The sequence below is a fragment of the Paramicrobacterium agarici genome (assembly GCF_002563955.1).
Classification (GTDB): domain Bacteria; phylum Actinomycetota; class Actinomycetes; order Actinomycetales; family Microbacteriaceae; genus Paramicrobacterium; species Paramicrobacterium agarici.
Genome location: NZ_PDJE01000001.1, coordinates 1,783,539 through 1,797,962 on the forward strand (window position 1 = coordinate 1,783,539; position 14,424 = coordinate 1,797,962).

Here is a 14,424-nt window from a genome sequence, read left to right on the forward strand (position 1 = left end):
ATGACAAAGCCGTACTACCGCGACCTCGGCGGATTGACCTTTGAATCGACGATCCACGCCCAGGGGGCCTGGAACGAACACGAGCAGCACATGGCTCCAGCATCGGGGCTGCTGACGCACGTGATCGATGGGGAATTCGCGAAGCCGGGGCTGCGCATCTCCCGGCTGAGCTTCGAGATCTACGGGATCATTCACGCAGGACAGTTCAGCGTGCGCACTCAGGTGCTGCGCCCCGGCCGCACGATCGAGCTCGTGCAGGCCGACATGATCTGCGGTGATCGAGTCGCGATCTCGGCCCGCGCCTGGCTGCTCGCGACCTCAGACACTGCCGATATCTCGGCGATTGAGGATGCTCCCATGCAGCCGCTCGCCGCCGCGGCCGAGTGGAACGGTATGTCGCCGTGGCCCGGAGGCTATATTGAGTCGCTGGAATTCAGAACCCTCGGCGAGCCTCGTCCCGGCGCCAGGCAGACGTGGCTGCGGTCGCAGCATCCGCTTGTCGACATCGGTGATGTGTCGCCGCTCGCGCACCTCGTGAGACTTGCCGACACGGCAAATGGCCTCTCCGGTCGTGAGCATCCCGACCGGTTGCTGTACCCCAACGTCGATCTGCAGATTCACGTGCACCGCCTGCCGCAGGGCGAGTGGCTCGGCATCGACGGTGTTCAGCAGTACGGACCCGATGGCGTCGGGCTGACCTCAAGCATCCTGAACGATGAGCTCGGTCCGTTTGCACGCACAGAGCAGATTCTCACGTTGCGGCGGCGCTGACCGCCTGGCGATCGAGACAGAGGAGGAACATGACATCGGCCCTTGTGACGCCCCGGCAGCTTCGAGGGATGCTGGAGGGCTCGTCGACTGTGCGGCTTCTCGACGTGCGCTGGAGGCTCGACAGCCCGCATGGCAGGGCGGAGTATGAGCGCGAGCATCTTCCCGGCGCCGTCTACGTGGACCTCGACACCGATCTCGCTGCTCTGGGGAAACCGGCGACCGAGGGGCGCCACCCGCTTCCGGACATCGCTGCGCTGCAGGAGACCGCACGAAGGCTGGGAATCTGCTACGGCGATACGGTGATCGCGTACGACGCGTGGAACAACATGGGCGCGGCACGCGCGTGGTGGCTGCTCGGCTGGGCAGGAATCCGCGACGTGCGCGTCGTGAACGGCGGCATCGCCGCGTGGCAGGCTGCGGGTCTGCCGGTCGAGAGTGGAGACGTGGTGCCCGCGCGCGGCGACGTTGACCTGATGCCCGGGAGTCGGCCGACGCTCACGATGGATGAGGCGGCTGCGCTCGCCGACGACGGAGTGCTCACCGACTCGCGTGCCGAGGAGCGCTTCCGCGGGGAAACGGAGCCGTTGGACCCTCGCGCCGGACACATTCCCGGGGCAGCCAATGTTCCTGCGGCGTCGTACCTGCGCGACGGCATCTTCGCAGACGCAGATGAGCTGGCGCACGTGTTTCGCGAGATCGGAGTCGAACCGGGAGTCGAGGTCGGCACCTATTGTGGCTCAGGAGTTACGGCGGCCCATACCGCTCTCGCGCTGCACGAGATCGGAGTGACAGCCTCCCTCTTTCCCGGATCGTGGAGCCAATGGTCGAACCACAGTGATCGCCCTGTCGCGACGGGACGGTGAACGAGGGTGCCGAAACGCTACTGCTCTGAGGGCTGCGGCCGCAGAAAGTAGGCGCCGAGTGAGCCGGCGAGAGTGGCGAACACCACGACGGAGTACACGGCGAGAACGATCTGCAGAAACTGCGAGAGCGCGCTCGTGCTGTCGATGCCGCCGCCCGTAATCGTTGCCAGTGCGGCCTCGTGCAGTGCCTGCCCATACGTCTCGTATGAGCCGGTGAGGTACAGCAGCTGACTCGACACCAGCACGACGACGGCGGTGACCGCGCCGAGCCAGGCAATGCGTCCCGTGAGCAGTCGTCCTGCCGAACGCGTTCCGCGGATACCGGCCGAGATGACGCTGCCGAAGCGCGCGAATCGCGTCAGCCGCACGAGGCGAAACGCCTGCAGCGCCCGAAAGAACCGCAGGAACGGTACGAGGAGGAAGATGATCTGCCACCAGTTTCGCTTCCAGAAGGCCTTCTGAAATCGAGCGATGTACGCGCGCAGAAGGAATTCGGCGACGAAGATTGCCCAGAAGCCCCAGCTGAGGACCGTCAGCACCGTGATGAGAACGGGGTTCTCGGCGAGAAGCTGACCGAGCACGATGAAGACGAAGATGACCCCGAGGATTCCCATGGGACGGTCGAGGTGCCGCGCGAGCGCTTCGGCATCGCTGATGCGCTCTGCCTCGCGGGCCGCGGCGGTATCCCGTGTCTCTCCGCTCGTCATCATCGCCTTCCTCTTCGCCGCACACAGCTGCGCCGATTGGTTCGACGCTACCAACTCGCGGCGCGGGATCAGGCGGTGAGCACCTTCTGAATGCGCTGCGGCGAGACCGTTTGAGCGGTGCCCAAGTGCTGCGCGAAGTAGCTCACGCGCAGTTCCTCAATGAGCCAGCGCGCGGTCACGAGCTTGTCTGCTGCGAAGGGCGCAAGCGGAATGGTGCCGCCAGCATCTTCGAAGCGCTGGGTCACGGTCTGCACGTCTGTCATCCACACGCGATCGCGGTTCGGGTTGTCGGGGAGCTTCTCTGCGCGATGCTTAATCGCCGCAAGGTAACGCGGGAGATGCTGGAGGTGCTCGCGTCCGGTCCTCGACACGAACCCGTCGAACACGAGACCCTCACGCTGCTGCTTGGCATCGGTCAGCGCTGGAATTAGCGCCATGCTGCTCACGCGCTTCAGCGCTTTGTCGGCCTCACGCGCTGCCGTGAGAATGCGTGCCGTGAGTGAGACCACCTCGAACATGGCATCCATGACCGACGACGACACGCGATCGCGCACGGCCTCGAATTGAGCACGCGTGAAGACCATGCCGTCGGGGTGCATTCGAAGCAGCACGTCATCGACGCACGCGAGCAGGCAGTCGTTCATCAGCTGCGGCGTGGACGGGTACGGACTCGCCGCGAGCGTCAGCTTCTCGGCGGATGTCAGGTGGGACTGCACATACGACGCAGGGTTTGCGGTGGCGAGCAGGAGCAGGCGCCGGATGCCGCCTGGCATCGCCCTGCGCTGGTCGCGCTCAGAAGCTTCAATGCGAATCGAGACGCTCTCGCCGTCGTCGACAAGCGCCGGGTATCCCCGGATGACTCCGGCAGCCTGCCGGGTGTCGACGTAGCGCGGCAGCTCATCGACGTCCCACGTCGTCAGCCCCGTTCTCTCGATGCGGCTCGGAGCGCGCGTCGATGCTGCCCGAGCGACGCTGTCTCGCACGCGCGAGCTGAGCCGCTGCTGCAGCCGTCGGAGATCCTTGGATGCCGCGACTTCGCGCCCCTTCTCGTCGACAACGCGAAAAGTCATGCGCAGGTGCCCCGGTACGCGGTCGATGTCGAAATCGTCGGCCTCGATGGGCATGTAGGCGAGGCGCTTCACCGCGATCGCGAGCGAGGCAGTGAGCGTGTCAGCATCCGTCGATTCTGGCTCTGGCGGCGCATCGGGGAGCTCGGCCAGCAGCTTTGCCGCCCAGTCGGAGGCCGGAACGATATTGCGCCGCAGTGCCTTCGGGAGTGATTTGATGAGAGCCGTCACGAGTTCGTGTCTGAATCCCGGAACCTGCCAGTCAAAGCCCGCCGGCGACAACCGGGGGAGCAGGGCGAGAGGAACGGCAGCGGTCACACCGTCTCGCTCGCTGCCCGGCTCGAACCGGTAGGTGAGCTTGAGGGTCTGGTCACCCTGCCGCCACGTCGGAGGGAAGGCCTCGTCGTCGACGGCGGGGACATCTTGCGGAAGAAGGTCGTCGGGCTTCATCGTGAGCAGCTCCGGAGCGTCGCGACGCGCAGTGCGCCACCAGCCCTCGAAGGAGCGCGTCGACACGACGTCTGAGGGAATTCGCGCGTCGTAGAACTCGAAGACCGCTTCGTCGTCGAACAGGATGTCGCGTCGGCGCGTGCGTTCTTCAACGCGGGCCAGTTCGCGACGCAAACGCGTGTTCGCCTTGTCGAACGACTGCGGGGAATCCCACTCTCCGTCGACGAGAGCGTGCCTGATGAAGAGCTCTCGGCACAGCGGCACGTCCACGCGGGCGTACTGCATGCGCCTGCGGGGCACGATCGGTACGCCGAAGAGCGTCACCTTCTCGTAGGCGACAACAGCGCCCTGCTTCTTCTCCCAGTGCGGTTCGGAATAGCTGCGTTTGCACAGATCTCCCGCGATCTGCTCGGCCCACGCGGGGTCGATCGACGCGTTCGTGCGCGCGAAGAGCCTGCTCGTCTCGACGAGTTCCGCACTCATGATCGCGTTCGGCTGCTTCTTCGCGAGGGCCGAACCGGGGAAGATGACGAATCGGGTGTTGCGCGCGCCGATGTAGTCGCCCTTCTTCGGCGGCCGGCCAGACGTCGTTCCTTTTCGTGATGTGCTTGCGGCAGCATCCTTGAGCCCGATGTGCGAGAGCAGCCCGGCCAGCAGCGATCGATGGATGCCGTCGGGATTCACCGCGGGCGCGGCGAGGGTGAGACCGAGCGGCTTTGCGAGGCGCTTGAGCTGCCGATACACGTCTTGCCACTCGCGCACGCGCAGGTAGTTGAGAAGCTCCCGTTTGCAGAGTCTGCGGAATGCACTCGACGAAAGCTCGCGCTGCTTCGCCTCGAGATAGTTCCAGAGCCCGAGGAGCGTGAGGAAGTCGCTTGTCGGATCGACGAATCTCGCGTGCAGCTCGTCGGCCTGCTGCCGCTTCTCGAGGGGACGCTCGCGCGGATCCTGAATGGTCAGGGCCGCGACGATCGCGAGCACTTCGCGGGACGTGTTCCAGCGTTTCGACTCCACGACCATGCGAGCGAACCGGGGATCGATGGGAAGCCGCGCCAGATCGCGGCCGACCTTGGTGAGCTTCGGCGTCGTTCGCGCGCCGTGGCCTGGCGGCAGCGCGCCGAGCTCAGTGAGCAGGTCGACGCCGTCTTTGATGCCTCGAGGATCGGGTGGCTGCAGGAACGGGAATGCCTGGATATCACCGAGCCCGAGCGACACCATCTGAAGGATGACCGATGCCAGATTCGTGCGCAGGATCTCCGGGTCGGTGAATTCAGGCCGCCGCTCGAAATCTTCTTCGGAGTAGAGGCGGATGGCGATGCCGGGGCTTGTTCGGCCCGATCGCCCAGATCGCTGATTCGCCGATGCCTGCGAAATGGCTTCGATGGGTAGACGCTGCACCTTCGATCGCGCGCTGTAGCGCGAGATGCGCGCCGTGCCCGCGTCGACGACGTAGCGTATTCCCGGAACCGTGAGGCTGGTCTCGGCCACGTTCGTCGCCAGAACGACGCGTCGTTTCACGCCCGCCAGTTCAGACGGCCGGAAGACCTTGTGCTGGTCGGCCGAACTCAGGCGCCCGTACAGGGGGAGAACCTCCGTGACACCGCCGCGCTCATTCGCAAACCTGCTGCGCAGCGCGTCGGCGGCGTCTCGGATCTCCGCCTCTCCGCTGAGAAAGACGAGAACGCCTCCATTCGACTCGCGGGAGAGCTCGTCGAGAGCGTCGACGATGCCGTCGACGATCGTGCGGTCGTCCGTCGAGGAATGCGTCGCGTCTTCGTCGTCGGACTCCGTCTCGTCGTCGGCGACGAGCGGGCGGTAGCGAATCTCGACGGGGAACGTGCGGCCGGAGACTTCGATGATCGGTGCGTCGTCGAAGTGCTGCGAGAAGCTCTCGGGGTCGATCGTCGCCGACGTGATGATCACTTTCAGGTCTGGCCGCTTCGGCAGCAGCTGCTTGAGGTACCCGAGGAGGAAATCGATGTTGAGACTTCGCTCGTGGGCTTCGTCGATGATGATCGTGTCGTAGGCACGCAGCATCCGGTCTCTGTGAATCTCGTTCAGAAGAATGCCGTCGGTCATGAGCTTGATGCGGGTGTCTTTCGACACGCGGTCGGTGAAGCGCACTTGGTACCCGACCGTCGCCCCCAGTTCGCTGCCCAGCTCGTCGGCGATCCGCTCGGCGATCGTTCGCGCCGCGAGACGCCTCGGCTGCGTGTGCCCGATGCTCTCGCGGCCGAGTTCGAGACAGATCTTGGGCAGCTGCGTCGTCTTTCCTGACCCGGTCGCTCCCGCGACGATGACCACCTGGTTGTCACGGATCGCTGTCGCGATGTCGTCGCGCTTCTGGCTGACCGGAAGCTCAGGCGGATACGAGACCGAAAATGACATAGCCCTCCATCTTACCGGCGGATGGCTGTGCACGGCCGTCGTCGCTATGCTCGTTGCGGGGCGAAGCGCTCCACCGCGACTTTCAAGGAGGACACATGGCCTGGCTGGTCACCGGAGGCGCCGGGTACATCGGCGCGCACGTCGTTCGGGCGTTCCGCGCCGAGGGCATCGACGTGGTCGTGCTCGACAATCTCTCCAGCGGCCATGCTGACTTCGTTCCCGACTCGGTGCCGTTCGTGCGCGGCTCAATCCTCGACAGAGAGATGCTCGAGCGAACGCTCCGCGAGCACAACGTCACGGGTGTTGTTCACGTCGCCGGGTTCAAGTACGCCGGCGTTTCTGTTCAGAAGCCGCTGCACACGTACGAGCAGAACGTCACGGGCACCGCCATCCTTCTCGAGGCGATGCAGAGCACGGGAGTCGACAAGATCGTGTTCTCCTCGAGCGCCGCCGTCTACGGCACGCCTGACGTGGATCTCGTTACCGAGGACACTCCGAAAGCTCCCGAGTCGCCCTACGGCGAGTCCAAGCTCATTGGCGAATGGATGCTGCGGGACCAGGAAATCGCGATGGGGCTCGCCCACACGTCGCTGCGTTACTTCAATGTCGTCGGCTCGGGCTACTCCGACGTGTACGACACGAGCCCGCACAACCTGTTTCCCCTCGTCTTCGACGCGCTGCTCGGGGGCCAGACGCCGCGCATCAACGGCGATGACTACCCGACCCCGGACGGAACCTGCGTGCGCGACTACATTCACGTCGCCGATCTCGCCGCCTCGCATGTTTCGGCGGCGAAGAGTCTGGATGCTGGTCAGGTGCTTGAGCCTGTCTACAACCTGGGGTCAGGCGACGGCGTCTCTGTCGGGCAGATCATGGCGACCGTCGCCGAGGTGACCGGAATCGACTTCACGCCGGAGATCGCGCCTCGCCGCGCCGGCGACCCCGCGCGAATCGTGTCGACGGGGGAGAGCGCGGCCCGTGATCTCGACTGGGTGATGCGCCACAGCCTCGCCGACATGGTCTCGAGCGCGTGGAGCGCACGTCGCTCAGCACAATGAGATAACTCTCGGTGAGTCGTGAACCCTCGATCGAGGGTTGAGGGTTTACGATCTACGACTTGACCGAAACGAATTACAGGGGTGTAATTTATTGAACGCGTCAACCGGCGTGTTGCGGGTAACACAAGGTGGGGAGACGATATGGCACTGCCAGAATATCGTTCCGGAGTTCCCGATGACTGGTTCGTCGACCCGGTTCAGTTGGGGGTCCCTGGAGTTCGGCGGGATGTCGATGATGACAATCCGCTGGCGTGGCAGGCAGATGCGCTGTGTGCTCAGACCGATCCCGAGGCGTTCTTTCCCGAGAAGGGCGGCTCGACGCGTGATGCCAAGCGCATCTGCGACAGTTGTGAAGTTCGGTCCGAGTGCCTGGAGTATGCGCTCATGAATGACGAGCGATTCGGCATTTGGGGCGGCTTGTCTGAACGTGAACGCCGGAGGCTCAAGAAGCGGGCGAGCTGACTGGTCACGGCAGCAGGACGCGGGACGCCGACGAGGCAAAGGCCTCGTCGGCGTCCGCGTTTTCGACTGGGCGTGCCGCAACGCGTGTCTCGGGCAAAGCCGACATAAGCTGAGCCCATATGGAAACACGAGTCACCGCACTCGTCGTCGCCCACCGCGACGTCGAGCACCTGCGCCGCACGCTCGACGCGCTCGACAGTCAGACCCGTCGTGCCGATGCGGTGGTCGCCATCGCGTTCGACGCGTCTGACGAGGTACGGCGGCTACTTGAGGAGCGACCGATCGATCGTCTTCTCACATCGAAGGAGCAGCTGACCTTCGGTCGCGCGCTCGCCGAGGGAGAACGCACGCTTGAGGATCCCCGGGGAGACGATGACTTCCTGTGGCTGCTCGCACAAGACAACGCTCCACTCCCGCACGCGCTCGAACAGCTGCTCGCGCGCTTCGAGACAGCGCCCTCGGCAGCGGTTGCCGGGCCGAAGCTCGTGGATTGGAATGACGCCTCCCGGCTCAGGGGCATCGGTGAAACGATGACGACCCGCGGCAAGACCGTGACCTACGTCGACGATCAGCTCGACCAAGGGCAATACGACACCATGAGCGATGTGCTCGCTGTCGCGTCTCCCGGCATGCTCGTGCGGCACACCGTGTGGCGCGAGGTCGACGGCTTCGACCCGGCACTCGGTCCGATTGACGATGGTCTCGATTTCTGCGTCCGCGCTCGGCTCACGGGGCGACGCGTCGTTCTGGCGCCTCGAGCCGTCGTCGCGGTCTCGGGAGATGGCATCGCCGGTGCGCCACGCTCTCGCCGATGGAGCGTCAAACAGAGGCGCGCTCGCCTCTCCCGTACGGCAGAACTTCATCGGCGGCTCGTCTACGCCCCTCGCGTCTCGCTGTTCTGGCATTGGGTTCTTCTCATCCCTCTTGCCGTTGCGCGCTCGATCGCGCTGCTCATCCGCAAGCAGCCGGAACTCATCGCAGCGGAATTTCGAGCGGCGGCGTGGGTAGTGTTCGGCGGCACCCACGTGGCGGCGGCCCGCAAACGACTCGCCGCAGCTAAAACGGTCGGCTGGTCGACACTCAACGATCTCAAGATGTCAAGCCGCGAAGTCGCCCGCCGCAAGCGCCTGGAACGTGAAGACGGCGTGCCTCTCGGGGCCGTCGAGCGGAGTGACCTGCGCTTCTTCACGGGCGGTGGCGGATGGATCGTGCTCGCGTCACTCGTCACGGGAGCGATCTTGTTCATTCGCTTCGTTCCCGCGACGACGCTTGCCGGAGGGGCGCTCCTTCCGCTCAGCGGCGACGTCTGGAGCCTCTGGCAGAACGTCGGCTACGGCTGGCGCAGCGTCGGCGACGGCTTTGTCGGAGCGGCAGATCCATTCGCTGTCGTTCTGGCTCTTCTGGGCACCCTCACGTTCTGGCAGCCGTCGTATTCGCTCGTCCTGCTCTGGATTCTCGCGCTTCCTCTTGCAACGCTCACGGGCTGGTTCGCCATGACGCGGCTCACGGAGCGCAGCGGCTACCGCAACCTGGGCGCCATCGCCTGGACGCTCGCGCCGACCTTCCTGATCGCCCTGGCCGAGGGACGTCCGGCCGCCGTCATCGCGCACATTCTGCTGCCTGTGCTCTTCTCGGCGGGAGTCGTCGCCGCGCGCTCGTGGGGCGCTGCCGCTGCAGCATCCCTTCTGCTCGCTCTTGTCTCGGCGTGCGCGCCGTCGCTGATTCCCGCTCTGCTTGTGCTGTGGCTCGTTGTCGTCGTTCTTGCGCGTGCCCGTTTCGGGCGCGTACTCTTCGTTCCAGTCCCGCTCATCGCCCTCTTCGGGCCTCTCGTGTGGCAGCAAGGGGTTGAATCCGGGCGGTGGATCGCGCTCCTTGCCGATCCGGGCAAGCCGATCATCTCACCAGACGTGTCTGTCGTCGACCTGCTTCTCGGCATTCCGCAGACAGGTCTCGCCGGGTGGCGGGATGCCGCAGCAGAACTGGGCGTGAATGCGATGGCCGTAAGCATCGCCGTTCCCGTGCTCGTGGGAATCGTCGCTCTGGTCGGGCTGAGCGGCCTGTTCCTGCCCGGTGCACTGCGGGGCCTCGCCCTCTGGTGCATCGCGGCGCTCGGTTTCGTCACGGCCGTCGTGGCCTCACACGTCGCCGTGACGTTCGTCGGCGCGCAGACCACGAGCATCTGGCCTGGGCCGGCACTGAGCCTGTTGTGGCTCGGCATGACGGGAGCTGCGGTTTCTGCATGCGACAGTCTGCGTGTTCACGGTCGGCTTCCGGCGATCGTCGCGGGAGTGGCCGTCGCAACGGTTGCCGTACCCGCGCTCATCATGGTTCCGCTGGGAGACGGCTCCGTGTCGTCGAGCGATGGACGCACCCTGCCCGCCTATGTCACAGCGGCTGCCGACGACGATCCGGGACTCGGCACCCTTCGCATCACTCCCGAATCAGACGGGGCGATCGTCGCGACGGTGATTCGGGGCGAGGGCGAGTTTCTCGACAGGCAATCGACACTCGTGAACACAGGCTCGCTCGCCGCTGACGCGAACGGCGACCTGGCCGTGCTCACGGGCAACATCGTCTCGGTGAGCGGACATGCATTCACACCCGATCTGCAGAAGCAGGGGATCGAATTCGTGCTGCTCGCACCGGCGCCCGACGCGACGAGCGAGGAACAGCTCGCCGTCGCGTCGCGTGCAGAAACTGCTCTTGACGCGAACGCCGAGCTGGAGAACGTTGGCGTGACAGACGTCGGAACCCTTTGGCGCACGACGGAGGAGGTTGACGGACGCGAGCCAGGTGCTGTGCGCTCAGTCGGAACGGCTCTCTCGCTTGCCGCACTCATCGCCGTGACGCTTATCGCGCTGCTCATTGCGATTCCGACGAGCAGCTCGAGAGAGGCGGCCCGTATGAGCCCGCGCACGGTCGGCCGACGGGACCCGAACGAGGGAATGGTCGTGCGCGAGGTACCGGATGATCAGGCGCTGCTCGCCGATCCGGATGCCGAAGCAGAACCGGAGTGGGCGGACGTCGTGTCGCTGCCCGGTGCCGCGCCAGCGCCCGAAGGCGCCACATCAGAGAAGGAGAGCGACGATCATGCGTAAGCACCTGCGATTCAGCATGCGCATGGGCGCGGGAGCGGTGACGGTGCTCGCACTCGCTGTCATTGCCGCGGCCGCGCTGATCGTCGACGTTCCGACGTACCGGGCCGACGCGACTCCAGTCACGGTGACGCCCGAAGCCGCTGATCAGGTGCGCGTGTGCCCGGGGAGCCTGCTCGAGGTCGGACAGGAGGCGAGCGCGGCGACCGCACTCACGCGCTTGGGCGATCCGTCGCGCGCGGCCTCGGCATCGGGAGACACCGGCATCGACGCGTCCACGATCGCCGCGCCCGGCGTCAGTGGTGACGCTCCAGGACCTGCGACTCTCACGCTCCCGGCATCCGGCGACGCGGGAACCATGGGGGCAAGCCAGTCGCAGTCTGTCGGCACAGAGACGATCGCGGGCTTCGCCGCGGCCGAGTGCCAGGAGACACGCTCCGACATGTGGTTCGTCGCCGGGTCGACCGATGTCGGGCGCACGAGCCTCGTCATGCTCAACAACCCCACGGGAGTCGACGCGATGGTCGATATCGCGGTCGTCGGAGAGAACGGGGCGATCGACAGCCCCAACGGAATCGGCATTCTCGTCGAAGCAGGCTCGCAAAAAGTTGTTCCTCTGGCCGGGATTGCGCCGAACACCGTGACTCCCGTCGTGCACGTGACGAGCACGGGAACCGATATTCAGGCGTGGGTTCAGCATTCGTCGATCCGCGGTCTCATTCCCGCTGGTGTCGAGATGGCCGGGCACGGAACCGACCCGTCCGAGTCGACGACGATTCCCGGCGTGCAAATCTACGCGGAACAGCCGACGATCGATACGCAGGAGTACGACGATCGGCGGCCGTCGCTTCGCATCTATGCGCCGAGTGGAGCTCCCGCGCATGTCTCGGCTACGGTGACTGACGAAGCGGGCGCCGAAGTCTCGACGTTCGCTGTCGATGTCGCCGCGGACACCGTGGGAGAGTATCCGCTCACCGACCTCAAGCCGGGGCGCTACAGCATCCAGATCGACGCCACAGAACCCGTCGTCGCAGGCGCGCGCACAAGCGTCGCCGACGACAAGAGCGGTGATTTCGCCTGGTTCGCATCGGCTCCGCCACTCGAATCGCCATTTGTCGTCGACGCCGCACCTGGTCCAGGACGGAGCCTCGTTCTGCACAACGCAAGCGCGACCGAGACCACCGCAGACATCGGGTCAGAGTCCGTGACGATCGCGGCCGGGGCCACCTACACGCACGCGCTGGACGGGCCGGTCGTCGTGACGCCGGAGTCGCCGCTCTCGGCGGCCGTGACCTACGCAGGCGGAGACTCCGTGTCGTCGTTCACGATCACCGCGCCGAAGCCGGCATCGGAACCCGTCGACGTCTATGTGCGATGACCTCAGTGAAAGCTGTGCCCGCCGAGATCGAGATCCCAGGGGTCGAGCCCGAGGTATTCGGCAGCCGCTTGAAACGTGCAGCTCTCGGCCGCCATGCGCCGGTGAAGATCGTCGTTGAGATGCAGCCGCGTCAGACGCTGAACCGGAACGCGATACAGCACGATGCTCCGTCGAGAGCGGTCGATGCTCCAACGGTCGATGCCGTCGCCGTGCTGCTCAGACGCGGGCATGCTCGCCACCATGAACGTCACATCGCCGAGCTCCTCGGGGTACGCGCCGCGCAGATAATCGGCGGCCGCGGCGACACTCACGGCGAACAGATCCGTGCGTGCGGCGAGCGGCCGAAGCGGAGGGCGCAGAACCGAGCTGCGCCCCGAACGACCGTGCCTGTCGTGGCGGTGTGCGGGGCGAGGAAACATCTCGCGTTTTCCGCGTCCGGAGATGCGTCTGGGCATGTTCCCATCGTATGTGAGGAGCGCCCCGCTCTGGGGTGAGGAGCGGTGGTGAAGTCACCGTAAACTGATGCTGATGGATGAGAGAATCTGTTCACGAGTCGGATGCAGCCGCGAGGCCGTCTCGACGCTCACATACGACTACGCGGACCAGATGGCCGTGCTCGGCCCACTCGGTCTGTCACGGGAGCCGCACAGCTACGATCTGTGTGCGCTGCACGCGGAGCGGCTCTCCACTCCGCAAGGGTGGCAGATCATCAAACATGCGAGTCAGACGGAGGCATAGTGGGCGCGAAGCAGGTTCGGTCGGCGGCTGAGAGGCTGACGGCCGCCGTCAAGACGTACGACGTGCGCGGGCTCGTCGACGTCGATCTGACCGACGAGATCATCGAGGCCGTCGGTGCCGCGTTCGTGGATGAAATCGACGCGGAAGGCACCGAGGTCGTCGTCGGACACGACATGCGGGACTCCTCGCCGCGCTTCGCCGCCGCGTTCAGTGCGGGCGTGCGCGCACGCGGCGGCAATGTCGTCGCGATCGGGCTCTGCTCCACAGACGAGAGCTATTTCGCGTCGGGGTCGATGGATGCCGCGGCGGCAATGTTCACGGCCAGCCACAACCCCTCGGTGTACAACGGCATCAAGCTGTCGCGTCCGGGCGCGCAGTCCCTGTCGATGGACACGGGCCTCGGAGCAATCAGGGACCGCGCTATCCGCTATCTCGAATCCGGGATCCCCACGGTGGACGCACCGGGCACCGAACGCTCCGCTGACGTGCTCTCTGACTATGCGCGAGCCCTGCGTGCCGTCGTTCCCCTCGAGCAGATCCGACCGCTGCGCATCGTCGTCGATGCCGGCAACGGAATGGGCGGTATGACGGTCCCCGCAGTCCTGGGCGAAGCAGCGGGTCTCGCGGCGCTTCCCGTGGAGATCATTCCCCTCTACTTCGAACTCGACGGCACGTTCCCGAACCACGAGGCGAACCCGCTCGACCCGGCGAACCTCACAGACCTCACTCGCGCCGTCATGGAGCACGGTGCCGACGCCGGTCTCGCCTTCGACGGCGACGCCGATCGCTGCTTCGTCGTTGACGAGAACGGCGACGCCGTGAGCCCCTCTGCGGTCACGGCGATCGTCGCCGTGCGCGAGATCGCCCGTGAGCGCGAGAGCGATCCGGCCGCGAGGCCGCTCGTGCTGCACAACCTGATCACGTCGCGCTTCGTTCCCGAGATCATCGAAAGCCGCGGTGCCGAGCCCGTGCGCACGCGAGTCGGTCACTCGCTCATCAAGGCGCAGATGCGCGATACCGGAGCAATCTTCGGTGGCGAGCACTCTGCGCACTACTACTTCCGCGATTTCTGGGGAGCCGACAACGGCATGCTCGCCGCGATGCACGTGCTCGCCGAGCTTGGGTCGCAGCCCTTGCCGCTGTCAGAATTCTCCGCCGAGTTCAGCCCCTACCGGCAGTCGGGCGAGATCAATTCGACGGTCGACGACGTCCCGCTGGCGTATGCGCGCATCGTCGAGGCGTTCCAGGGGCGGGCGCAGTTTGACGAGATGGACGGCCTCACAGCAACGGGAATCACGCCGGAGGGCGAGCCGTTCTGGTGGTTCAATGTTCGCCCGTCGAACACCGAGCCGCTACTGCGCTTGAACGTCGAGGGCGAGGATGCTGCGACGATGGAGGCTGTGCGCGACGAGGTGCTGTCGCTCATTCGCGCCTGAGCCGCGTGGAA

The 14,424-nt window shown here is 65.6% G+C and carries 11 protein-coding genes; 8 read left to right on the plus strand and 3 right to left on the minus strand.

Translation table 11 applies throughout. From position 1 onward, the window contains the following. Together ATJ78_RS08770 and ATJ78_RS08775 are read left to right on the plus strand one after the other, a co-directional pair. On the plus strand, positions 1-771 hold the full coding sequence (locus ATJ78_RS08770) for a thioesterase family protein (RefSeq protein WP_098407248.1): 771 nt from the start codon (positions 1-3) through the stop codon (positions 769-771). A gap of 29 nt (positions 772-800) precedes the next feature. After that, positions 801-1,634 carry a sulfurtransferase gene (locus ATJ78_RS08775; RefSeq protein WP_098407249.1) on the plus strand — a complete coding sequence of 278 codons (834 nt, stop codon included), beginning with the start codon at positions 801-803 and terminating at the stop codon, positions 1,632-1,634. Between the two features lie 17 nt (positions 1,635-1,651). Here the strand turns inward: ATJ78_RS08775 and ATJ78_RS08780 are convergent, their stop codons facing one another. Together ATJ78_RS08780 and hrpA are read right to left on the minus strand one after the other, a co-directional pair. Beyond that, positions 1,652-2,344: an ion transporter gene (locus ATJ78_RS08780; protein WP_245836257.1), complete on the minus strand. Its 693-nt coding sequence runs from the start codon at positions 2,342-2,344 to the stop codon at positions 1,652-1,654. 65 nt (positions 2,345-2,409) lie between these two features. Then, positions 2,410-6,246: an ATP-dependent RNA helicase HrpA gene (hrpA, locus tag ATJ78_RS08785; RefSeq protein WP_098407250.1), complete on the minus strand. Its 3,837-nt coding sequence runs from the start codon at positions 6,244-6,246 to the stop codon at positions 2,410-2,412. A 95-nt stretch (positions 6,247-6,341) separates the two neighbouring features. Between hrpA and galE the strand changes: the two genes are divergently transcribed. The 4 genes from galE to ATJ78_RS08805 all read left to right on the plus strand — a co-directional run bounded on the left by galE (position 6,342) and on the right by ATJ78_RS08805 (position 12,239). Next, entirely contained in the window at positions 6,342-7,304 is a 963-nt protein-coding gene (galE, locus tag ATJ78_RS08790) for a UDP-glucose 4-epimerase GalE (protein ID WP_098407251.1), read from the plus strand. Positions 7,305-7,445: 141 nt separating this feature from the next. Further along, positions 7,446-7,766, plus strand: a complete 321-nt coding sequence (locus ATJ78_RS08795; protein ID WP_098407252.1) for a WhiB family transcriptional regulator — start codon at positions 7,446-7,448, stop codon at positions 7,764-7,766. Positions 7,767-7,885: 119 nt separating this feature from the next. Next, positions 7,886-10,864, plus strand: coding sequence for a glycosyltransferase family 2 protein (locus tag ATJ78_RS08800; protein ID WP_098407253.1), 2,979 nt, complete (start codon positions 7,886-7,888; stop codon positions 10,862-10,864). After that, complete coding sequence (locus ATJ78_RS08805) at positions 10,857-12,239, plus strand: DUF5719 family protein (protein WP_098407254.1); 1,383 nt, start codon at positions 10,857-10,859, stop codon at positions 12,237-12,239. The genes ATJ78_RS08800 and ATJ78_RS08805 overlap by 8 nt, the downstream gene beginning before the upstream one ends. Before the next feature lie 2 nt (positions 12,240-12,241). On the opposite strand, the gene ATJ78_RS08810 is transcribed toward ATJ78_RS08805, so the two are convergent. Next, positions 12,242-12,694 carry a hypothetical protein gene (locus tag ATJ78_RS08810; protein WP_098407255.1) on the minus strand — a complete coding sequence of 151 codons (453 nt, stop codon included), beginning with the start codon at positions 12,692-12,694 and terminating at the stop codon, positions 12,242-12,244. A gap of 73 nt (positions 12,695-12,767) precedes the next feature. Between ATJ78_RS08810 and ATJ78_RS08815 the strand changes: the two genes are divergently transcribed. Both ATJ78_RS08815 and ATJ78_RS08820 read left to right on the plus strand, forming a co-directional pair. Further along, the gene (locus ATJ78_RS08815) at positions 12,768-12,977 is read left to right on the plus strand and encodes a DUF3499 family protein (RefSeq protein WP_098409292.1); all 210 of its coding nucleotides are present in this window, start codon (positions 12,768-12,770) and stop codon (positions 12,975-12,977) included. Next, on the plus strand, positions 12,977-14,413 hold the full coding sequence (locus ATJ78_RS08820) for a phosphomannomutase/phosphoglucomutase (RefSeq protein ID WP_098407256.1): 1,437 nt from the start codon (positions 12,977-12,979) through the stop codon (positions 14,411-14,413). The genes ATJ78_RS08815 and ATJ78_RS08820 overlap by 1 nt, the downstream gene beginning before the upstream one ends. Positions 14,414-14,424 lie beyond the last annotated feature (11 nt).

What these genes read in the sequence shown, in the direction of transcription:
- ATJ78_RS08770 (WP_098407248.1), top strand. Translation starts at nt 1, where the DNA reads ATGACAAAGCCGTACTACCGCGACCTCGGCGGATTGACCTTTGAATCG.
- ATJ78_RS08775 (WP_098407249.1), top strand. Translation starts at nt 801, where the DNA reads ATGACATCGGCCCTTGTGACGCCCCGGCAGCTTCGAGGGATGCTGGAG.
- ATJ78_RS08780 (WP_245836257.1), bottom strand. Translation starts at nt 2,344, where the DNA reads ATGATGACGAGCGGAGAGACACGGGATACCGCCGCGGCCCGCGAGGCA.
- hrpA (WP_098407250.1), bottom strand. Translation starts at nt 6,246, where the DNA reads ATGTCATTTTCGGTCTCGTATCCGCCTGAGCTTCCGGTCAGCCAGAAG.
- galE (WP_098407251.1), top strand. Translation starts at nt 6,342, where the DNA reads ATGGCCTGGCTGGTCACCGGAGGCGCCGGGTACATCGGCGCGCACGTC.
- ATJ78_RS08795 (WP_098407252.1), top strand. Translation starts at nt 7,446, where the DNA reads ATGGCACTGCCAGAATATCGTTCCGGAGTTCCCGATGACTGGTTCGTC.
- ATJ78_RS08800 (WP_098407253.1), top strand. Translation starts at nt 7,886, where the DNA reads ATGGAAACACGAGTCACCGCACTCGTCGTCGCCCACCGCGACGTCGAG.
- ATJ78_RS08805 (WP_098407254.1), top strand. Translation starts at nt 10,857, where the DNA reads ATGCGTAAGCACCTGCGATTCAGCATGCGCATGGGCGCGGGAGCGGTG.
- ATJ78_RS08810 (WP_098407255.1), bottom strand. Translation starts at nt 12,694, where the DNA reads ATGCCCAGACGCATCTCCGGACGCGGAAAACGCGAGATGTTTCCTCGC.
- ATJ78_RS08815 (WP_098409292.1), top strand. Translation starts at nt 12,768, where the DNA reads ATGGATGAGAGAATCTGTTCACGAGTCGGATGCAGCCGCGAGGCCGTC.